The sequence below is a fragment of the Mumia flava genome (genome assembly GCF_002797495.1).
Taxonomy (GTDB): domain Bacteria; phylum Actinomycetota; class Actinomycetes; order Propionibacteriales; family Nocardioidaceae; genus Mumia; species Mumia flava.
In genome coordinates, this window is sequence record NZ_PGEZ01000002.1 from 1,015,683 (window position 1) to 1,035,429 (window position 19,747).

Annotated in this window: 16 protein-coding genes; 7 read left to right on the forward strand and 9 right to left on the reverse strand. The window is 72.2% G+C overall.

Annotated features, from left to right (window positions below; genetic code table 11):
• Nucleotides 1–9: 9 nt before the first annotated feature.
• Nucleotides 10–474: a MarR family winged helix-turn-helix transcriptional regulator gene (locus CLV56_RS18710; RefSeq protein WP_039347989.1), complete on the forward strand. Its 465-nt coding sequence runs from the start codon at nucleotides 10–12 to the stop codon at nucleotides 472–474.
• A gap of 113 nt (nucleotides 475–587) precedes the next feature.
• Here CLV56_RS18710 and CLV56_RS18715 read toward each other — a convergent pair whose 3' ends face one another.
• The 4 genes from CLV56_RS18715 to CLV56_RS18730 form a co-directional block, all read right to left on the reverse strand.
• Nucleotides 588–1,412 (reverse strand): MBL fold metallo-hydrolase, encoded by an 825-nt coding sequence (locus CLV56_RS18715; protein WP_039347986.1) that lies wholly within the window; start codon nucleotides 1,410–1,412, stop codon nucleotides 588–590.
• Nucleotides 1,413–1,536: 124 nt separating this feature from the next.
• Nucleotides 1,537–2,664, reverse strand: a complete 1,128-nt coding sequence (locus tag CLV56_RS18720) for a zinc-dependent alcohol dehydrogenase (protein ID WP_211288197.1) — start codon at nucleotides 2,662–2,664, stop codon at nucleotides 1,537–1,539.
• A gap of 54 nt (nucleotides 2,665–2,718) precedes the next feature.
• A complete protein-coding gene (locus tag CLV56_RS18725; RefSeq protein WP_039347983.1) occupies nucleotides 2,719–3,060 on the reverse strand; it encodes a DUF2200 domain-containing protein in 342 nt (113 codons plus the stop codon).
• Nucleotides 3,061–3,274: 214 nt separating this feature from the next.
• Nucleotides 3,275–4,120 carry a leucine-rich repeat domain-containing protein gene (locus CLV56_RS18730; protein WP_157805225.1) on the reverse strand — a complete coding sequence of 282 codons (846 nt, stop codon included), beginning with the start codon at nucleotides 4,118–4,120 and terminating at the stop codon, nucleotides 3,275–3,277.
• A gap of 59 nt (nucleotides 4,121–4,179) precedes the next feature.
• On the opposite strand from CLV56_RS18730, the gene CLV56_RS18735 reads away from it, so the two are divergent.
• On the forward strand, nucleotides 4,180–5,505 hold the full coding sequence (locus CLV56_RS18735) for a DUF2252 domain-containing protein (RefSeq protein WP_039347978.1): 1,326 nt from the start codon (nucleotides 4,180–4,182) through the stop codon (nucleotides 5,503–5,505).
• A gap of 49 nt (nucleotides 5,506–5,554) precedes the next feature.
• The gene (locus tag CLV56_RS18740) at nucleotides 5,555–7,129 is read left to right on the forward strand and encodes a phospholipase D-like domain-containing protein (protein WP_039347975.1); all 1,575 of its coding nucleotides are present in this window, start codon (nucleotides 5,555–5,557) and stop codon (nucleotides 7,127–7,129) included.
• Nucleotides 7,130–7,168: 39 nt separating this feature from the next.
• Here CLV56_RS18740 and atzF read toward each other — a convergent pair whose 3' ends face one another.
• From atzF to CLV56_RS18760, 4 genes are read right to left on the reverse strand one after another with little or no spacing between them, the layout of a single operon-like run.
• Nucleotides 7,169–8,947: an allophanate hydrolase gene (atzF, locus tag CLV56_RS18745; protein ID WP_100415430.1), complete on the reverse strand. Its 1,779-nt coding sequence runs from the start codon at nucleotides 8,945–8,947 to the stop codon at nucleotides 7,169–7,171.
• A complete protein-coding gene (gene uca, locus CLV56_RS18750; protein WP_039347972.1) occupies nucleotides 8,944–12,597 on the reverse strand; it encodes an urea carboxylase in 3,654 nt (1,217 codons plus the stop codon). Before uca ends, atzF begins: the two co-directional genes overlap by 4 nt.
• Nucleotides 12,594–13,211, reverse strand: coding sequence for an urea amidolyase associated protein UAAP2 (locus CLV56_RS18755; protein WP_039347969.1), 618 nt, complete (start codon nucleotides 13,209–13,211; stop codon nucleotides 12,594–12,596). Before CLV56_RS18755 ends, uca begins: the two co-directional genes overlap by 4 nt.
• On the reverse strand, nucleotides 13,208–14,047 hold the full coding sequence (locus CLV56_RS18760; protein ID WP_211288198.1) for an urea amidolyase associated protein UAAP1: 840 nt from the start codon (nucleotides 14,045–14,047) through the stop codon (nucleotides 13,208–13,210). The genes CLV56_RS18755 and CLV56_RS18760 overlap by 4 nt, the downstream gene beginning before the upstream one ends.
• A 124-nt stretch (nucleotides 14,048–14,171) precedes the next feature.
• Between CLV56_RS18760 and CLV56_RS18765 the strand changes: the two genes are divergently transcribed.
• Nucleotides 14,172–14,837, forward strand: a complete 666-nt coding sequence (locus CLV56_RS18765; protein ID WP_100415431.1) for a TetR/AcrR family transcriptional regulator — start codon at nucleotides 14,172–14,174, stop codon at nucleotides 14,835–14,837.
• A gap of 189 nt (nucleotides 14,838–15,026) precedes the next feature.
• The gene (locus tag CLV56_RS18770) at nucleotides 15,027–16,538 is read left to right on the forward strand and encodes a sodium:solute symporter family transporter (RefSeq protein ID WP_100415432.1); all 1,512 of its coding nucleotides are present in this window, start codon (nucleotides 15,027–15,029) and stop codon (nucleotides 16,536–16,538) included.
• A gap of 178 nt (nucleotides 16,539–16,716) precedes the next feature.
• Here the strand turns inward: CLV56_RS18770 and CLV56_RS18775 are convergent, their stop codons facing one another.
• Nucleotides 16,717–17,730, reverse strand: coding sequence for an AraC family transcriptional regulator (locus tag CLV56_RS18775; protein ID WP_170224825.1), 1,014 nt, complete (start codon nucleotides 17,728–17,730; stop codon nucleotides 16,717–16,719).
• Between the two features lie 155 nt (nucleotides 17,731–17,885).
• Between CLV56_RS18775 and CLV56_RS18780 the strand changes: the two genes are divergently transcribed.
• The gene (locus tag CLV56_RS18780) at nucleotides 17,886–18,884 is read left to right on the forward strand and encodes an NAD(P)-dependent alcohol dehydrogenase (protein WP_100415434.1); all 999 of its coding nucleotides are present in this window, start codon (nucleotides 17,886–17,888) and stop codon (nucleotides 18,882–18,884) included.
• Between the two features lie 50 nt (nucleotides 18,885–18,934).
• The gene (locus CLV56_RS18785; protein WP_100415435.1) at nucleotides 18,935–19,723 is read left to right on the forward strand and encodes a DUF4386 domain-containing protein; all 789 of its coding nucleotides are present in this window, start codon (nucleotides 18,935–18,937) and stop codon (nucleotides 19,721–19,723) included.
• Nucleotides 19,724–19,747 lie beyond the last annotated feature (24 nt).

The window sequence follows — 19,747 nt, forward strand, 5'->3', positions numbered from 1 at the left end:
GGGAGCACCATGGGGCGACAGGACGACCTCGACGAGGTGGAGGCACTGACAGGACGCGTCGAGCGCCTGACGGCCGACCTGCGGATCGACGCGATGGTCGCCAGCGAGCTCTCCATCCAGCAGCTCAAGGTGCTCACGCTGGCGGTGCACCGCAGCCCCGTCACGGCGCACGACGTGGCCGAGACGCTCGGCGTCAGCGCCGCCACGGTCTCGGGGCTGGTCGGACGCCTCGTCGACCGGGACCTGCTCGTGCAGGAGCCCGATCCGCGGGACGGTCGGGCCCGGCGGCTCCGCGCGACCGAGGCCGGACAGGATGCGCTCGAGGAGGTCGCGAGCTTCCACCTCCAACAGTCCCGCGAGCTGCTCGAGCGCATGACCGACGAGGAGATCGCCGCGCTACGCGTCTCCATGGGCGGACTCGAGCGCGCCATCCGCGAGACCGTCGACGCCCAGAAGGCAGTCCGCGGCGTCTGACGGCCCCTCCCCGCTCGTCGAGGCCGAGCGAAGCGACCCCTCCCGCTCGTCGAGGCCGAGCGAAGCGACCCCTCCCGCGCGTCGAGGCCGAGCGAAGCGAGGATCGAGACGCCTCAGCCCCCGCCGAGCCCCGTCTCGTCGTCGTGGTCGCCGCGCACCCAGGCGATGTGCCGCTCGGCGGAGTACTGCAGGACCGCCTTCGCGTCCCCGTCGATCAGATTGCCGAAGTTGCCGACGATCCGGTCGAACGTGAACGCCGAGAGCCGTTCGGCGATGGCGGCGACGACGTTCGCCGAGAGCGGGATCTTGTTCGGGTAGCTGCGCATGAAGCCGAGCGTGCGGCGGTCCGGGTTCGGGAACACCGTGTCACCGCTCATCAGCAGCCCGCGCCCGTTCTCGTCGTCGGCCCACAGCGCCACCGCCGCGCCCACGAAGTGACCGCCGACGCGATGCAGGCTCAAGCCCGGAGCGAGCGCGTGGTCGCCGTCCCAGAGCTCGATCCGGTCCGACGTGCGGCCGAGCCACTGCGCGTCCGGCTCGCACACGAGCACCGGGGCGTCGAGCGCCTCGCCCCACGACACCTGCGCACCGAACATGTGCGGGTGGCTGGCGGCGACGGCGATGACGGGACCGCGCTCGCGGATCCGCGCGACCGTCTCGTGGTCGACGTAGCCGACCGGGTCCCACAGCAGGGAGCCGGCGTCCGTCGTCACGAGCTGGGAGGTCTGGCCGATCCCGACCCCCGGATCGGCCCGGATCTCGGCACGGCTCGCCTCGCGATCACGCCAGGACAGCGTCTGCCCAGCCAGCTGCAGCTCCGCCAGCGTGGTCCACCGCTGGCCGTCGGCGGGGACGTACTGCCGCTCGTCGGCACAGATCGGGCACACGTCCGGCAGCGGCTCGTCGTACTCCACCGCGCAGGTCAAGCAGATGTGCATGGTGCTCTCCCTCGGTTTCGCGGCTCTCACTCACGTCTGACAGAGGTGGGGGCGCGTTCGCCTATGTTAGAGCGCTCCGGACCGCCTCATCCCGAGCGCATCACGTCCCCGCGAGCGGCGTGCGTCATCCCAGCGGCGCGCGGTGCAGGACGAGCTTCGTGGTCCTGGCCGCGTACGCGGTGGGTGCGTCATCGAAGTCGGCGAGCTCCGTCGTGACCCGCTCCGCCGGGAAGCCCGTCGCGGCGATCCAGTCCAGAAGCTCCGGCAGCACGGCACGCGGGTGCGAGACCCCGAGCCGCAGGGTGATGTCGGTGGCGTACATGTGCATCAGCGGCACGCCGGTGGCCGTCCCGACGTAGTAGCCGACCGCCGTGCAGACACCGCCCGGCGCAGTCGACCGTACGGCTGCGCGCAGGCCGGGGCTCGAGCTCGACGCCTCGACCACCACGTCGTACGCGCCGAAGCCGCCGCGCGGACGCCGTGGACGCTCCCGGACCGCGACACCGAGGGACTCCGCGATCGCGAGCCGGGTCGGATCGACGTCCACGTACTCCACCCGGGGCGAGCCGAGCGCGACCGCGAGCCCCGCCGCGTACAGACCGATCGACCGCGCTCCCCCGCCGACGACGAGCACCGATGCGTCGGGCCGGTCTCGCAGCGCGGGTGCGACCGTGCGCCAGGCGTCGCTCAGGTTGTCCGATGCGGCTGCGACCCGGAGCGGATCGAGGCCGGTAGGCAGCGGCACGAGCATCGCGTCGGCGTGCGGGACGCGGACCAGGTCGCTCGCCATCCCGCCGAACTCCCCGCTCGCCGGACCGAACCCGTACGCCGACAGCGTCCGCTCACCGCCGGCCGCGGCCCGTGTGGTCTCGCACTTCGACGTGAGGCCACGCCGGCACGGACCGCAGTGCCCGCACGAGACCGACCACGGCACGACGACATGATCGCCCGGCCGTACGGACTCCACGGCGTCGCCGACCTCGACGACCTCCGCGACGCACTCGTGCCCGATCGCGAAGGGCCCCGCGAACGGGAGTGGACCGCAGATGTGGCCGACCGCGGGGTCGATCAGGCCAGCCCTCAGCCCGGCTTGCATCGCGCGCGACACCTTGCGGTGGATCGGCAGGGTGTCGCCGTCGCACCGGCTCACGACGAACGGGCGCACGATGGCGTCGCGCGGTGTTCGCAACGTCGGGTCGGGCTTGTCGACCCAGCGCAGGTCGCCGGCGGAGAACAGATTGAGCTCGCGCATGCCCGGCAGTCTATGACGACCGTTATAAACGGCGTCGACCGACACCGGGTGGAGTCAGGCCCGCAGGACCTTCTCCAGTGCCTTGCCCTTCGCGAGCTCGTCGACGAGCTTGTCGAGGTAGCGGATCTTCTGCATCAGCGGGTCCTCGACCTCCTCGACCCGAACCCCGCACACCACGCCCTTGATGAGGGTCACGTTCGGGTTCAGGTCAGCGGCGGCGAAGAAGTCCTCGAACGTGGTCTCCGCCTCGAGGTGCTTGGCGAGCGTCGCCTCGTCGAACCCCGTGAGCCACTCGATGACCGCGTCCAGCTCCGCCTTCGTACGGCCCTTGCGCTCGACCTTGGTCACGTAGTGCGGGTAGACCGACGCGAAGCTGGTGGTGAAGATGCGGTGCATTCGGCGATGCTAGTCGCTCGGACGAGGAGCCTGCGCGGGCACATACGTGATACCGCGGAGTCCGACTCCCGGGAACCAGGGACCCGTGTCTCGACATTCCCGCTGCCCGGGCGACGGGAATGTCGAGACTCACGTCGATGTCGAGACTCGCGAGCGGAACCCAAGGGCACCCACCCGCCGATCCGGCCCCCGCGGACGTGATGACCGAGTCCGGCTACTCGTCGTCGAGCAGCGGGTCGATCGGAGGCGGACCGTCCGGGTTCGGGACGTAGTGCGAGGGCGGCTCGGCAGTGATCCGAGTCCGCCCGGTGATGTCGGTCCACAGGTACTCGACCGTGCCGTCGGTCGAGAAGCCGACAGCCACGTGCTCCCGCTCCTCGCGAAGCCACTTCGCGAGCCCCGGCAAGGCCCACTCGAGGTCGACCATGCTCGGCTTCATTCCCCTGACTCCGCGGAGCGCGATCTCCTCGACGTGCGTCATCTCGAGCAGCGGGGCGTAGTCGCCGCTGAGGACACGCGGGTTCCACCGCAGCTCGCGAAGCTTCGTCAGGCGGGGCAGGAAGGCGATCGAGTCGGCGTCGTAGCGCGGACCGCCGTTGGCACTCCCCCATACGGACAGCCGTTCGAGTGCCACGAGGTCACCGAGCGGCGAATAGTCGGTGACCCGCTTGGCTCCGTCGATGTGCAGCTCGCGCAAGCTCGTCAACCGAGTGAGCGGCGACAGGTCGGTGACTGCCGTGGCGCCGCCGAGCCAGAGGTGGCGGAGCTTCGTCATTCCCTCGAGGACGTGAAGGGCCGAGTACCGGCCCCACGTGATCTCGAGCCTCACCAAGCCGGTCTGCGCCGCAAGCGAATCGAAGACCAAAGGCGTCACCTGCCCGACGAATCCCAGGGATCGCAGCGGCCACGGGTCGGCGAAGAACTCCGCCCAGGCCTCACGGGCCTTGCGGTTCTTGTAGTCCGACAGCCCCGGATCGGTCGTCACGACGACGTCGCGCTCGCCGTCGTACTGATCGGGGTGGCTCAGGACAGTGCCTGTGACGCGCGGTTCCATGGCCATGCAGCCATTGTCACCGGACTCCCTCGGCGAGGGACCCGATCCCCGCCTACGCTCGCCGGATGAGCAGCGACGACGACGACCGGCGGCAGCACGTCGTCGACACCCTCACCGAGGCCTTCGACGATCTCCTCCGGGCCGATCCCCGGGGATTCCGGACGAAGTTCCGCAAGATGGCGGCGGACCCGTTCGCGTTCTTCCGTGGGTCGGCGTGCGTGTTCTACGCGGACCTTGCCGGGGCCGAGGACCGTTGGGGCGACGACCGCACGTCCCGGGTCTGGATCCACGGTGACCTGCACGTCGAGAACTTCGGCACCTACATGAACTCCGAGGGCCTACTCGTCTTCGACGTCAACGACTTCGACGAGGCGTATCTCGGGCCGTTCTCGTGGGACCTGCGCCGCTTCGTCGCGAGCCTCGCGCTGCTGTGCTGGCAGAAGGCGCTGCCGGAGGAGGACGTACGGCGGCTCGCGGCCGTCTATCTCCGTGCCTACCTCGACCAGGTCCGGCGCTATCTCGGCACCGACGACGACACGAGCGAGTTCGCACTGCGGCTCGACAACACCGAAGGCGCGGTGCACGGCGCGCTGCAGACCGCGCGGGCCGGCACGCGCATCGGGCTCCTGGGGTCGATGACCGTGGTGACGGACCATGAGCGGCGGTTCGTCGACGACACGACCGTCCGACACCTCGACGCGGCCGAACGCTCCCAGGTCCTCGCGGCGTTCGACCGGTACCTGGAGACGATCCCGGCGGACAAGCTGTCCGGTCGCGCGGTCTACTACGACGTCAAGGACGTGGTCGCGAAGAGCGGGTTCGGCATCGGCAGCGCCGGTCTCCCCGCGTACAACGTGCTGATCGAGGGCTTCGACCAGGCACTAGAGAACGACATCGTGCTCAGCATGAAGCAGGGCAACCGCTCCGCCGTCGGACGCGTCGTCGGCGACGAGCGAGCACGTGGCTTCTTCGAGCACGACGGGCACCGCACGGTCGTGAGCCAGCGAGCGCTCCAGGCGCACGCAGACCACTTCCTCGGATGGACGTCGATCGCCGGTACGGGGTTCGTCGTCGCCGAGCTGTCACCGTACGAGACCGACCTCGAGTGGGACGACATCACCGAGCCCGACGAGATCGAGCCGCTGCTGGTCGACCTCGGCCGTGCGACCGCGAAGGTGCACTGCGCGTCCGACGAGGACAGCGACGAGGAGCTCGTCGAGTTCCAGACCGAGGAGGCGATCGTCGCGGTGATCGGCGACGACGAGGACGCGTTCGTCGACGACGTCGTGGGATTCGGGATCACCTACGCCGAGACCGCGCGGCACGACCACGCATTGTTCGTGGACGCGTTCCGGGCCGGTGACATCGCGGGGCTGGCCGCGCGGGGGTAGTGGGGCGGCGCTCTCGCCGCCGGTTGGTCCGGTGCGTCATAGTGACGCCATGCCCGATCCCGAGCGTTGGCTGCTGACGCGGTCCGAGCGCGACAACCCGTACACGCAGATCGACGACCGGTACGACGGTGACCGCGCGTGGTCGACCGGCAACCAGGTCGACCCGCTGATCGACGGGGCGACGTACTTCGCCGCGTTGCACGAGGCGTTGGAGGCGACGGGCGACGGCGACCTCGTGCTGTTCACCGACTGGCAGGGTGATGCCGGCCAGCAGCTGACCGACGACCCGGACAGCCGGGTGCTCGACGTGCTCGCGGCGGCGCGGCAGCGCGGCGTGGACGTACGGGGCCTCGTGTGGCGCTCGCACACCGACCAGGCCGGGTTCTTCCACGAGCAGAACCGCCACCTCGGTGAGCAGCTGCGCAAGCGCGGCATCCCGGTCATCCTCGACATGCGGGTGAGGCCACGCGGCTCGCACCACCAGAAGTTCGTCGTGATCCGGCATCCCGACCGGCCCGACGCCGACCTGGCGTTCGTCGGCGGCATCGATCTCGCCCACAACCGCCGCGACGACCACGACCACGCAGGCGACCCCCAGGGCCGGCGGACCGTGCCGGAGTACGGCGAGCACGCGCCCTGGCACGACGTGCAGGTACGGCTGCAGGGGCCGATCGTCCACGACATCGAGACGGTGTTCCGGGAGCGGTGGGAGGACCAGACCCCTCCCACGTCGCTGCCGTGGCGCAAGGTCCGCGACACGATCAGCCGCGTCGACACCACGCCCGTGCCGCTCGCGCCGCAGCTCCCGCCCCCGCCGGAGGCCGGGACGCACACCGTCCAGCTCCTGCGGACCTACCCGGAACGTCCGCGCCGCCCCTACCCGTTCGCGCCGCGAGGTGAGCGCAGCGTCGCCGCGGGCTACCGGAAGGCCATCGGGAACGCGACCGAGCTCGTCTACGTGGAGGACCAGTACTTCTGGGGCCACGACGTCGCCGACATCTTCGCCGAGCAGCTCCGCGCGCAGCAGGACCTCCGCCTGATCACGATCATCCCGCTGTACCCGGACGTGGAGGGACTGAACCGCTCCGCGCAGCACCTCGCCCGCGACCAGGCCCTCGACCTGCTGATGCGGGTCGCCCCCGGGCGCGTCGCGGCGTACGGGTTGGAGAACCCGGCCGGCGTCCCGGTGTACGTGCACGCGAAGGTCGCCGTGATCGACGACCGGTGGGCCGCGACCGGCTCCGACAACTTCAACCGCCGCTCCTGGACCCACGACTCCGAGCTCACCGCCGCCGTGCTCGACGACACCTATGCGCGGGACCTGCGGCTGCGGCTCGCCGCCGAGCACCTCGACCGGCTGGACGACGTGCTCGGCGGCTCCGAGCTCAAGACGGTGATGGCGGACTGCCTGAGCTCGCACGCGATGTTCGACAAGTACGGGGAGTACGCCGACGCGCTGGACGCGTGGTACCGCGACGGGCGCCGCGGACCCAGACCGCCCGGGCGCTTGCGTCGTCTGCCCGCGACCCGCGACCGCGCCCGTACGATGCCGATCGCGGCCGCACTGCTGAACCGCGTGCACAACCCGGACGGTCGGCCGCGCGACGAGCGGGGCGGGGCCTGACCGTCGGCGACGCGTGCGTCACGCCGGGAGCAGCGCCCCTCACCGCGCGGCCAGGTACGCCTTCCATCCGCCGTGGCGCGTGATGTCGGCACCGCCCGCGGCGCTCTGAGCGTCGCAGCCGAACCCCAGGACCTCGCGGCCGTCCTCCAGGTCCACCGCGCCGAGGTTCATCGGCGACGGCAGCGCGGCGAGGAAGTCGCCGAGCGCCCCGACGGACAGACGCCACACCTCGCCACGGATCGCCGCACCACCCGCGCCGACGCGGACGAGTCCCGGCTTCGGCGGCGTGGTGTCGAGCGCCTTCAGCGCGTACGCTGCCGCCGTCCGCGCCGGACCGCACCACAGGGCACCGCGATCCCGCAGCTCGCGCTCCAGCGGCTGACCCACGAGGTGTGCGCCGACGACGAAGAGCTCGGTCGTCGCGAGACCGGCGGCCGCGGGCCACGGAAGCGGCGGCACGACAGCGCCGTCGCCTGGTGTCCCCCGGTCCGACGGCCCCTCGGAACCGAGCCCCCGGACCCGCGCCGCGACATCCGCGACCACCGCGTCGCCGAACGCCGGAGCCAGCAGCGTGACGCCGAACTGTGCCACCCCGTCGCCCTGGTCGGCGACCTCGCCCGCCGGCACCGCGACGGCGCACAGGTCGAACAGGTTGCAGAAGTTCGTGTAGGTCCCCACCCACGAGTTCACCCCCACCGGGTCGGCCGCGACGTCGGCTCGCGTCGGCTGTCCGGGCGCGGTCGGGACGAGCAGCGCGTCGCAGTCGGTCAACAGCGCGAGCGACTCCCGCTTCAGCGCGTCGAGTCGCTCCCGGTCGCGCAGCATGTCCGAGGCCCGCACGTCCCCGGCGCGCGCGATGATCGCGCCGACCGTGGGATCGACGTCCTCGCGGTGCGTGTCGACGAAGTCCCCGACAGCGGCATGCCGCTCCGCGACCAGTCCTCCGTCGTACAGCAACCGCGCCGCCTCGAGGAACGAGCCGAACGGGATCGGCACGATCGCGCACCCGGCCGTACGAGCCTGGTCGACGGCTGCGCCGAACGCCTCCGCCCACCCCGGCGCCATCGCGACGAGCTCGTCCGGCACGGCGAGGCGCGGGCGCGCCGGCGCACCGACCGGCGCGTCGGCCGGCCAGGCCCGCGTCCCCGGTCCCCCGGCCATGACCCCCATCGCAGCACCGGCCGTCGCGAGGTCGCGCGCCATGATCGTCACCGCGTCCCACGACCGGCACGCCGGCACGACACCCTCGGTCGAGACCACGCCGAGCGTCGGCTTGATCCCGACGATCCCCTGGTACGCGGCGGGCACGCGCCCCGACCCGGCGGTGTCCGTGCCGATCGCCAGGTCGGCGAGGCCGAGCGCGACGGCGACGGCCGATCCCGAGCTCGACCCGCCCGACACGTACGCCGGGCGGCGCGCGTCCCGCACGCCGCCGTACGGGCTGCGCTGCCCGACGAGGCCGGTCGCGAACTGGTCGAGGTTCGTCGTCCCGATCACCGTCGCCCCCGCGGAACGCAGCCTGGCGACGGCGACGGCGTCAGCCTCCGCTGGCCCGGTCGCGAACGTCGGACACGCAGCCGTCGTCGGGAGCCCGGCGACGTCGACGTTGTTCTTCACCGCGAGCAGGAGCCCGGCGAGCGGGCCCTCGGCGACCTCGGCCTCCGCACGCACCTCGTCACGCTCGCGCAGACCGATCCACACCTCGGCCCTGTTCACGCGCGCCACCGCGTCGTACGCATCGTCGACCCGATCGGCCGGGACCCGTCCCGTCGCAGCCCCCGGCCCGCCGAGCGTCTCGGAAGGCGCCGTCGCCGTCATGCTGCCTCCTCCAGGACCGGCCCGAGGACCACGAGCGCCTCGCCCGGCGCGACCTGCTCCCCCGCCGCGCAGCGCACCGCCGTGACGACGCCGTCGCACGGCGCGGTGACCGCCGACTCCATCTTCATCGCCTCCAGCGTCACCAGCGTCTGCCCTGCGGTCACGCGGTCACCGACCGCTACGCCGACCTTCCACACGCTCGCGACCAGCGGCGCGTCCACACGCGAACCGCCGTCGGGGACCTCCACGTCGGGCTTGTCGGCGACGACCGCGTCGGCCGCCTGCTCCGCCCGGGCGAACTCCCCCGACGCGTGCCACGCCTGCCGCTCCGCACCGAACGCCGTCGCCTGCCGCTCCCGGAACGCCGCGATGTCCCCGGCGTTGTCCGCGAGGAACCGCTCGTGCTCCGCCAGGGAGAACGTGCCCTCGGTGATGTCGAGCGAGCCACGCCCCGCCGCCATGTCGGCGCGCAGGTCGAGCAGCTCGTCGGCGCCCACCGGGTACCACGAGATCCGGTCGAAGAACCGCAGCAACCACGGCGTACCGTCCTCGAACGGCGCCCGGTCGTGGCGGTAGGTGCTCCACACCTGGGTCGTACGGCCGACGAACTGGTAGCCGCCCGGCCCCTCCATCCCGTAGATGCAGAGGTACGCGCCGCCGATCCCGACGGAGTTCTCCGCGGTCCACGTGCGCGCCGGGTTGTACTTCGTCGTGACGAGCCGGTGCCGCGGGTCGAGCGGCGTCGCGACCGGCGCCCCGAGGTAGACGTCGCCGAGGCCGAGCACGAGGTAGTCGGCGTCGAAGACCGTGCGGTAGACGTCGTCGACCGAGTCGAGCCCGTTGATCCGGCGGATGAACTCGATGTTCCACGGGCACCACGGCGCGTCGTCGCGGACACCCGCCATGTAGCGCTCGATCGCCTCACGCGTCGCCGGGTCGTCCCAGCTGAGAGGCAGGCGGACCTGCCGGCTCGGGACCACCGGCTCGGTGGTCGCCGGGAGCTCCCGCTCGATCTCGGCGAGCAGGTCGAGCACGTGTCCGGTGGGCAGGACATCGGGATCGACATGGACCTGGAGCGAGCGGATCCCCGGGGTCAGGTCGACGACGCCCGGGACCGCCCGCTCCGCGAGCGCGGTGTGCAGCGCGTGGACGCGGGCGCGCAGCCCGAGGTCCAGCACCAGGTCGCCGTACTCCACGAGCACGTTGTCGTCGCCGCTGCGGCGGTAGGTGACCGACGGCTCGCCGTCCGCGCGACGGAGCACACCCCCGTCGTCGGCGCTCGGGCTTCGCGGGACGTACGCGGGGGTGGCGACCGCGCGACGCGAGGGCAGGTCCGCCACCTCCACGGGGACGAAGCGGACCGTGTCGCCGGGCCGGAGCTGGCCGAGCTTCCACCGGTCCGCGGTCACGACCGTCACCGGGCAGACGAACCCGCCCAGGCTCGGACCGTCCGGCCCCAGCAGGATCGGCGTGTCCCCGGTGAAGTCGAGCGCACCGACGGAGTAGGCGTTGTCGTGCAGGTTCGACGGGTGCAGGCCCGCCTCGCCCCCGTCCGGACGCGCCCACTGCGGCTTCGGCCCGACCAACCGTACGCCGGTGCGCGCGGAGTTGAAGTGCACCTCGTAGGCCGACGTGTACAGCGTGTCGATGTCCTCGCGGGTGAAGAAGTCGGGTGCGCCGTGCGGACCCTCGGTCACCGCGAGCTCCCACGCGTGGGTCATCTGTGGGGTCTCGATCGCTCGCTCCGCTCGCGCCTCGACCAACGGGAAGGACTCCGCTCGCGCCTCGACCACCGGGCCGGACACCACCCGCAGGACGTCACCCGGGCGCAGCGCACGACCACCGTGGCCGCCGAACCCGCCGAGGGTGAACGTCGCTGCGCTGCCGAGGTACTCCGGCACGTCGAGCCCGCCGGCGAAGGCGACGTACGTCCGCAGGCCCACGGTCGCGTCGCCGACGTCGAGCGTGGCGCCGGCCGGCACGTCCACCGGCTCCCACATCGGCACCGGGTCTCCGTCCACCATGACCGGCGCCTCCGCGCCCGTGACGCAGACGGACGTCGCGTGCGAGAACCGCAGAGCCGGCCCGGACGCCGTGCACTCCAGCCCGGCGGCGTTCGGATCGTTGCCGAGGGCGAGGTTCGCGAGCCGCAGCGACCGGTCGTCCATCGCCCCGCTCGGCGGGACACCGACCTGCCACGCACCGGCGCGGCCCTCGACGTCCTGCACCGTCGTCATCATCCCGGCCCGGTCGACGCGGATCCGGGGCTCGGGATCGGTCACCGCATCCAGCGTGCTCGTGGTGTGCTCGACCGCCCGCACCACGTCGAGCCCGGTGATGGTGCGCAGCAGCCCGAGGTTGACCTCGATCCCGTCGATCCGTGCGTCCGCGAGCGCGACGCCGAGCCGGTCGTACGCGGCGTCGCGGTCGTGCGCCGACGCGATCACCTTCGCGAGCAGCGGGTCGTACGACGTGGTGACCTCGGTGCCGTCGGCGATCCACGCGTCGACGCGGACGTCGTCGCTCTCGGGAAGTGCGACCCGGGTCAGCACCCCCGCGCTCGGCGCGAACCCCTCGGCCGGGTCCTCGGCGTAGACACGTGCCTCGACGGCGTGCCCGATCACCGGGACGGCGCCGCGTCCGGTCGCGTCGACGTACGCGTCGAGCATCGACGCGTCACCGGCGGCGAGGCGCAGCATCCAGGCCACCAGGTCGACCCCGGTCACGGCCTCGGTCACCGGGTGCTCGACCTGGAGCCGCGCGTTGACCTCCAGGAAGGACGCCTCGTCGCGATCGGTGTCGTAGACGAACTCGACGGTCCCCGCCGAGCGGTAGCCGACCTCCGCGGCCAGGTCACGGGCCGACGCGTGCAGCTGCGCCCGTACGTCGTCGGGCAGCGCCGGCGCCGGCGCCTCCTCGACCACCTTCTGGTGGCGCCGCTGCAGCGTGCAGTCGCGGTCGCCGAGCGACACGACCCGTCCGGTCCCGTCGCCGAAGACCTGGACCTCGATGTGACGCGCCCGCTCCACGTAGCGCTCGGCGAACACCCCGGCCGATCCGAACGACGCGGCCGCGAGCCGGGTCACCCGCTCGTACGCGTCGGTGAGCTCGTCGGCGTCGCGGCAGACGGTCATCCCGATCCCTCCGCCACCCCCGGTCGCCTTCAGCATGACCGGGTAGCCGAGCCGCTCCACCTCGGTGACGGCCTCCGCGGCGTTCCCCAGCAGTCCGGTCGCCGCGAAGACGGGAACACCCGCCCGCTCCGCAGCGGCACGGGCGGTGTGCTTCGTCCCGAAGGCGCCGAGCTGGTGCGGGGTCGGTCCGACGAAGGTCATCCCGGCCGCCTCGACGGCCTCGCAGAACTCCGCGCTCTCCGACAGGAACCCGTACCCGGGGTGGATCGCATCCGTGCCGGTGCGCTTCGCGGCCGCCAGCACCGCCTCGACGTCGAGGTAGCTCGCCGACGGTGCGGCGGGGCCGATCAGCACGGACTCGTCGGCGAGCCGCACGTGCGGCGCCGCCCGGTCGGCCTCGGAGAACACCGCGACCGTGCGCATCCCGAGCGCGCGGGCGGACCGCAGGATCCGGACCGCGATCTCGCCGCGGTTCGCGACCAGGAGCGTACGGGTCCGGCTGCGCGGCGCCGTCATGCCGGCACCCCCGCTCGAACGACCATCTCTGCGCGGCTCGGGTCGAAGCCGTTGCAGGGGTTGTTGATCTGCGGGCAGTTGGAGACGAGGACGAGTGTGTCCTTCTCCGCACGCAGGCTGACCGACAGGCCCGGGGCGGAGATCCCGTCGACGATGCCGAGGGCGCCGTCGGGATCGACGGGGACGTTCATGAACCAGTTGACGTTCGGGACGTGGTCGCGCTTGCCCATCCCGTAGCGGCTCAGCTCACGCAGGAAGTTCTCCGCGCACGCGTGCTGGCCGTACGTGTGGTGGCCGTAGCGCAGCGTGTTCGACTCCTTCGAGCAGGCCCCGCCGAGGGTGTCGTGGCGCCCGACCTCGTCCTCGACGACACTCAACAGCGGCGTGCCCTCGTTGTCGCGGAGCACGCTGCCGGTGGTGAGGAAGACCGAGTCCTGCTCCTGCAGCGTCGCCTGCGCCGAGTACGCCCGGCTCGTCTCGTGCGCGTCGTAGGCGAGGAAGTCGACCGCCTGGTTGCCGTCGAGGTCGACGATCGTGAGGAGCTGGCCGCGCTCGAGCACGGCCGACCACGGTGCGCGCGGGGCCACGGTGGTGCGGGAGACGAACGTGCTCATGCCAGACCTCCGGAGCGCAGGTAGTCGCGGGTGTTCTCGAACGCCCGCCGGCCCTCCGGCGTCGCGTCCCACAGGGGGTCGTCCGGACCGGTCGGCCGGTCGCGCCACGCGACGACGTCGAGCGGCGTCGCGACGTACTCGTCGCGCGGGTCGAGCGGATGGGGCACGTCGGCGACGAGCAGGATCAACGGCATCTCCGCGCGCAGCACCACGCTGCCGCCCGCACCCGCCGATCCGGTCGGGTGCGGGCGGCCCTCGTCGTCGATCCGTACACCCTGGAAGTACGAGACCGACGGCACCACGTCGCGGCGTCCGAGCCCGTGCTTGGCAGCGCCCAGCACCAACAGCTCGCGTCCCGCCGGCGACGGCCCTTCGGGTGACCCGTCGCCGTAGCGCCGCTCGTTGCGCGCCTGGGTCGACGTTCCGTAGATCGTGTCGTGGTGCCCCGACGTGTCCTCGACTACGGACGCGAGCACGCGACCCTGGTCGGACAGCAGCAGCCGGCCCGCCCCGGCGTACACCTGCCACTGCACCTTGACGGTGTCGGCGACGTTCAGGCGCTCCCAGGGCGCGAGCGCGTTGTAGGCGAGGACGTGCGCGCACGCGTCGCCGGCGACGTCGACGAGCCGGACGCAGGTCCCCCGGGTGATGCGCCGGTGACTGTACCCACCGCCTGCGATCCGCTCGGCCCAGACGACGTCGTCGGGTGTGACACCGGGGGGTGGCGCCGGTCGCGCGAAGCCCTCGCTCAGTGCCTGCGCCTCTTGAGCTCGGGCGTGCGCACGAGCGCCTGCGGTCGTCGCGGTCCCGGTCGAGACCATGCTGTCGGTCGACATGAGCGGCGGCCTTTCTGTCGGTTGATCGAAAGTCAACGCGAGTGCCCGTACGGACGCGTCTCAGCAGCGTTAAGGCTCGGTAAACCGAGAGGGAGGTCCTGGTCGCCCTGCTACCGTCACGCGCATGGCCTCGAAGCTCGGGCGACCTCGCGCGCAGGGTCCCTCCACATCGGGGCTCACCACCGAGGAGGACATCCTCGTCGCGGCGGCGGCGCTGTTCTGCGAGTCCGGGTACGGCAGCACGAGCACCCACGCGATCGCGCGCGCCGCCGGGATCTCCCAGGCGAGCATGTACCACTACTTCGCCGGCAAGCACGCGATCCTGCTCGAGCTGCTGCTCGCGACCGTGCGTCCGTCGACGGCGTTCGCCGCGTCCGTCGCCGACGCCGAGGCCGATGCCGAGACACGGCTCTGGGCGCTGTGCGCCTACGACGTGCACCTCCTGCTGTCCGGGCAGGAGAACACGGCCTCGCTCTACCTGCTGCCCGAGCTGGCCGACGAACGGTTCGCGGAGTTCCACGCCGAGCGGCAGCGGCTCTTCGGCGTGTACCGCACCCTGGTCGGCGCGGTGCTCGGCGTCGGACCCGAGGACGCCCAGGAGGAAGCGAGCCTCGTCTTCGGGCTCGTCGAGTCCACGATCCTGCGCCGCCGCAACGAGCCGGAGATGGTCGTGCGCGGAGCCGGCGAGCGCCTGGCCGATGCGGCTCTGCGTCTGCTCGGCGCGGACTCCGCGACGATCGAGCGCGCGCACACGGCCGGGACGGCGCTCGTACGGCCGGCTGCCGGCTGAGCGCACAGCGGGTCTCGATCGCTCGCTCCGCTCGTGCCTCGACCAACGGGTCGGCCCGAGCCCCGATCGAGACCCTCGTTAACACGACTGTGAGGAAGCGGAGTGCCCCGTCGTAATACGGGCGCGCCTGAATGGTGACCACTATCTGTCGACCGACCGAAAGTCGGCGCCGTACCCCGTGGAGTCACCATGATCATCGCCGGAGTCGCCCTCACCGTCCTGCTCGTCCTCGTCGTCGGCATCGCCGTCGCTCGCAAGATCGACGGGGACAGCGCCAACTACCTGGTGGCCGGGCGGCAGCTCGGCATCCCGCTCGTCGCGGTCGCGCTCACGACCGCCGCGGTGGACAGCAACGCGACGGTCGGCAACACCGACCTCAGCTCCGCGTACGGCTTCTGGGCCGGCGCGTCGCTCGCGATCGGGCTCGCGATCTGCCTGACGATCGCGGGTCTGTTCCTGGCGCGGCCGATGAACCGGATGGGGTTGTTCACGCTCGGCGACTTCTTCGCCCGGCGCTACAACCGATCCGTGGAGGTGGTCGCGTCGGTGCTGATGATCTTCGCGTTCACGATCCTGCTCGCCGGCAACCTCGTCGCGTGCGGCTTCCTCCTCGAGTACTTCACCCCGATGCCGTACGACGTGGGCGTCGTCCTCGCGGTCCTGCTCGTCCTCGCGTACACGATCGGCGGCGGCCTGTTCTCCGACGCCTACACCGCGGTCATCCAGGCGATCATCACCGTGGTCGCGACGATCGTGCTGCTGTTCTGGGTGATGGCCGAGTACGGCATCAGCATCCCCGCCGGCATGGGCCCGTTCGACTTCGGCCAGCTCACCGACACCAGCCAGGGTGCCGCGATCAACTGGGCCACCCTGATCTCGCTCGGCATCGGCGACCTGGTCGCGATCGACTTCATGCAGCGCATCTTCGGCGCGAAGAGCCCCGAGGTCGCCCGCAAGTCCTGCTTCATCGGCGCCGGCTTCACCGCCACCGTCGGGATCATCTGGGCGCTCGTCGCGCTCACCGCCTCCTCCGTGCTCGGCCTGACCTCGGACGAGGCGCCGATCATGTACCAGCTGCTCGACGGGTACGCGCCGGCGCTGCTGGCGATCCTCGTGCTCTCCGGCGTCGTCGCCGCGTCGTTCTCGACAGCGTCCGGCGCGATCCTCGCGACCGCGGCCGTCGCGGTCCGCAACATCGCCGGCGTCCGCCGCGAGGTCGAGCCCGGTCACGCCGACCCGCTGCTGCGCTGGACCCGCGTGGCGATGCTGCCGGTGGTCGCGATCGGCATCTTCCTGGCGATCCGCGTGAGCCAGACCGGGATCCTGCTGACGCTCGCGTTCGACCTGATGCTCGCCTGCCTGATCGCGCCGTTCCTCCTCGGCCTGTTCTGGAAGCGCTCGACGTCCACCGCCGCGCTGGTCGGCGCCGGCGTCGGGTTCGTCGTCCGGGTGGTCCTCCTGGTCCTGACCCCGACCCTGTACGGCGTGCCGAACGACCTGCTCTACGTCGACAACTCGCTGGTCGGGGCCGGGTTCGACGGCTGGGCCACGCTCGTCGCCGCCGCAGCCGGTGTCATCGCCTTCGTCGTCACGGCGCTGGTCACGACCTCCGACCCGGAGGAGGAGAAGGACCTCGTCACTGCGGACGTCCGCGCCGCTGCGGGCGGCCCTGCTGGTGCCGCCGAGCCCGATCTCGTCTGATCCCCGCCGGGCACCGCGCCCGATCCGGATCCCCGGCCGCCCCGCGCACCCCCGCCGCGTGGGGCGGCCGGCCGGTACGCGGACCGAACGACCGTCCGGACGTACGATTCTCGCCCCCACGCGGTGATCTCCCCGCCGCGTCGGGGAATCGTAGGTCCGCGTGGTTGCGCAGTCCGCTTCACCCCGCCCCGGCCTCCCCGGCCGCCTCCCGGAACGTCAGGGGCGTCTGCCCGGTCCACGTCTTGAACGCCCGCTGGAACGAGCTCTGGTCCCCGAACCCGGTCAGGAACGCCACTTCTGCGAGCGAGTGCCGGTCGTCGGCGAGCAGCGCCTCCGCAGCCTCGCGCCGGGCGAGCACGGCGATCGACTGGTAGCTCTCCCCGTGCTCGGCGAGGCGCCGGTGCAGGGTGCGTTCGCTCATGCCCAGGCGCCGGGCGATCACGGACCTCTTCGGCACGCCGTCGGGCAGCAGGTCGGTGATCGTCGCGTGGACCGACTCGACGAGTGACCGCTCGGCCTGCTCCGAGCGCAGCTCCTCCAGGTGGGCCAGCAGGAACGTGGACAGGCCCTGGTCCGCGAGCGTCGCCGGCGTCGCGAGGGTCCGGGCGTCGAGCTCCAGCGCGTTGCGGTGCGCCCCGTACCGCACCGGGCAGCCGAAGAATGCGTGCGCCTCGGCGATCGAGTCCGGTCGGTCGTGGCAGAAGGACACGGCTGTCGGCGTGACGCGCTTCCCGGCGGCCTCGCGGAGGACGGACGTCACCGCCGCCAGCGCGCACTCGTTCGCGAGGGCAGCGCCCCGTCGGTGGTGCGGACGGATCAGGCCGAGCGTCGCGCCGCCGTCGGGCGCGCTCTCGAGGGTGTACTCCAGGGTGTCGCTGAGCAGCAGGACGTAACGCACGAGCCGCCGCAGCGAGTCGCGCAGCGTCTCAGCCGTCTTGAGCCCGAGCCCGAGGGCGCTGAAGTCGTCGGGGTGCAGCGTCTCGGCGTAGCGGTACGGCAGACCGTGGTCGTCCGGCAACGTCGCGCGCTCCAGGAACGCGTAGTACGCCTCCGCCTCCACGCTCTCCTTCGACGCGTCGAGCGGCGTCCCCCCGACCCCGAGTCCGACGCTGCGCAGGAGCGCCTCGGGAGTCTCCGGTGCGCTCGCGACGCGGGCGATCACGCGGACCACCGAGCTCCGGACCGTGCTCACGTCGCGCTGCCTCCCGGTCAGCGGCGGCCGGCGACCGCCGCGCTCCAGCCTAGGGCGCGGCTGGCCCGATCGGGCAACAGAACGGCCGCGGATGTCAAGACCGGGCCCCTCCCCGCTTCCTAGCGTTTCAGGCATCGGACGGAAGGACCGGACCCATGATCGAACAGATTCCGAGCACCGCCCCCGCGGCGTACCACGAGCGGTACGGCGCCCCGCGTCTCGTCGGGCAGCGCGAGCTCGCGGTGCCCGCTCCCCCGGACGACGGCGTGGTCGTACGGGTCCGCGCCGCCGGCATCAACCGCGGCGACGGGCTCGCGATCGAAGGCATCCCGTACGCCGCCCGCCTGTCCTACGGCATCACGCGCCCGAAGCACCGGGTCCCGGGGACGGACGTCGCCGGTGTCGTCGCCGCGGTCGGACCGGACGTCACGACGCTGACGGTCGGCGACGCGGTGTACGGGTGGGCGCGCGGCGCCTTCGCCCGGTACGCCGCCGCGTCGGCCGGCGACCTGACGCGCAAGCCGGACACCCTCACGTACGAGGAGGCGGCCGCCGTCCCGACCGCAGCGGTGACCGCGCTCCAGGCGTTGCGCCTCGCCGGAATCGAGTCCGGGCGCGCGTCGGGCCAGCGCGTCCTCGCGATCGGAGCCTCCGGCGGTGTCGGATCCTTCGCCGTCCAGCTCGCCACGGCGTACGGGGCGGTGGTGACCGGCGTGTGCAGCAACCGCAACGTCGACCTGGTCCGTTCCTTCGGCGCCCGCCACGTCGTCGACTACACGCAGGCGGACCCGACCGCCGAGCGCCGCCGGTACGACGCGGTGCTCGATCTCGCCGGCCGCGCGCCGCTCACCCGTGCCCGCCGGACGCTGCGGCGCGGTGGGACGTACGTCGTCGTCGGGGGTGGCGAACCCCGCTCCCTCACCGGCCTGCGTCGCTTCGCTGCCGCGGTCCTGCTCTCGCCCTTCGGTCCCGAGCGGCTGCGACCGCTGTTCGCGTCGCCCGAGCCCGCCGACCTCGAGGTCGTCACCGGCCTGCTCGCGTCCGGCGACGTCGCTCCGTACGTCGAAGCGGCGTACGACCTGCGCGACGCCGCCGACGCCGTCGAGTACGTCCACCGCGGGCGCGCCCGGGGGAAGGTCGTCCTCGTTCCCTGACCCCACCCGTTCCCTACGACCGATCCAGCCCGCACCCACCAGGAGGAGCCATGACCGCCACCACCGCACCCTCGAACGCCGCACCGTCCACACCTGCGCCGCACACCGAGACCCGCCGAGCCCGCCTGCGCCGCCTCACCAAGGTGGCCGGCTGGCTGTACCTCGCGATCTTCGTGGTCTACCCGCTCGCGACGCTCGTCCGCTCGAGCCTCGTGGTCCCGGGGGACGCCGCGACCACGGCCGCCAACATCCACGACAACGAGACCCTGTTCCGCTGGGGCATGGCCGGCGAGGCCTCGATCGTGCTGATCGAGATCGTCCTGGCCGCGGTGCTGTACGCGCTGCTGCGGCCCGTCAGCCGTTCGATGTCGCTCGCAGCGTCGCTCGCTCGGGTCGCCGAGGCGGTGGTGATGGCCGCCGGCTGTCTCGTCACCAGCATCCTCAGCCTCGTCGTCGTGAACGCGGGCGGGTACGCCGCGGCGTTCGACGCCGACCAGCGCAACGCCCTCGTGATGGTCTTCCAGGAGGCCAACGACGACATCGTTCTCGTGTGGGGGTTCTTCTTCGCGCTCTCGCTGCTGCTCACCGGGTGGCTGGTCGTCCGGTCGGGCTTCCTGCCCCGCATCCCGGGCCTGCTGCTCGCACTCGCCGGGGCGGGCTACCTGCTGCAGAGCTTCGGCACGTTCGTCGCGCCGGGCATGACCGACGTCTGGGCGACGGTCGTGCTGGTCGTGGCGATCCCGGGCGAGCTCGTGTTCGCGCTCTGGCTGCTGATCAAGGGCGTCGACGAGGACGCGTGGTCGGAGTCGGCTGCGCGGGCGCAGCGCACGCAGCTCTGAGTGTCGAGACGAGCCGAAGGGTGG

Coding starts and splice junctions, on each gene's coding strand:
- CLV56_RS18710 (WP_039347989.1), top strand. CDS start 10: ATGGGGCGACAGGACGACCTCGACGAGGTGGAGGCACTGACAGGACGC.
- CLV56_RS18715 (WP_039347986.1), bottom strand. CDS start 1,412: ATGCACATCTGCTTGACCTGCGCGGTGGAGTACGACGAGCCGCTGCCG.
- CLV56_RS18720 (WP_211288197.1), bottom strand. CDS start 2,664: ATGCGCGAGCTCAATCTGTTCTCCGCCGGCGACCTGCGCTGGGTCGAC.
- CLV56_RS18725 (WP_039347983.1), bottom strand. CDS start 3,060: ATGCACCGCATCTTCACCACCAGCTTCGCGTCGGTCTACCCGCACTAC.
- CLV56_RS18730 (WP_157805225.1), bottom strand. CDS start 4,120: ATGGCCATGGAACCGCGCGTCACAGGCACTGTCCTGAGCCACCCCGAT.
- CLV56_RS18735 (WP_039347978.1), top strand. CDS start 4,180: ATGAGCAGCGACGACGACGACCGGCGGCAGCACGTCGTCGACACCCTC.
- CLV56_RS18740 (WP_039347975.1), top strand. CDS start 5,555: ATGCCCGATCCCGAGCGTTGGCTGCTGACGCGGTCCGAGCGCGACAAC.
- atzF (WP_100415430.1), bottom strand. CDS start 8,947: ATGACGGCGACGGCGCCTTCCGAGACGCTCGGCGGGCCGGGGGCTGCG.
- uca (WP_039347972.1), bottom strand. CDS start 12,597: ATGACGGCGCCGCGCAGCCGGACCCGTACGCTCCTGGTCGCGAACCGC.
- CLV56_RS18755 (WP_039347969.1), bottom strand. CDS start 13,211: ATGAGCACGTTCGTCTCCCGCACCACCGTGGCCCCGCGCGCACCGTGG.
- CLV56_RS18760 (WP_211288198.1), bottom strand. CDS start 14,047: ATGTCGACCGACAGCATGGTCTCGACCGGGACCGCGACGACCGCAGGC.
- CLV56_RS18765 (WP_100415431.1), top strand. CDS start 14,172: ATGGCCTCGAAGCTCGGGCGACCTCGCGCGCAGGGTCCCTCCACATCG.
- CLV56_RS18770 (WP_100415432.1), top strand. CDS start 15,027: ATGATCATCGCCGGAGTCGCCCTCACCGTCCTGCTCGTCCTCGTCGTC.
- CLV56_RS18780 (WP_100415434.1), top strand. CDS start 17,886: ATGATCGAACAGATTCCGAGCACCGCCCCCGCGGCGTACCACGAGCGG.
- CLV56_RS18785 (WP_100415435.1), top strand. CDS start 18,935: ATGACCGCCACCACCGCACCCTCGAACGCCGCACCGTCCACACCTGCG.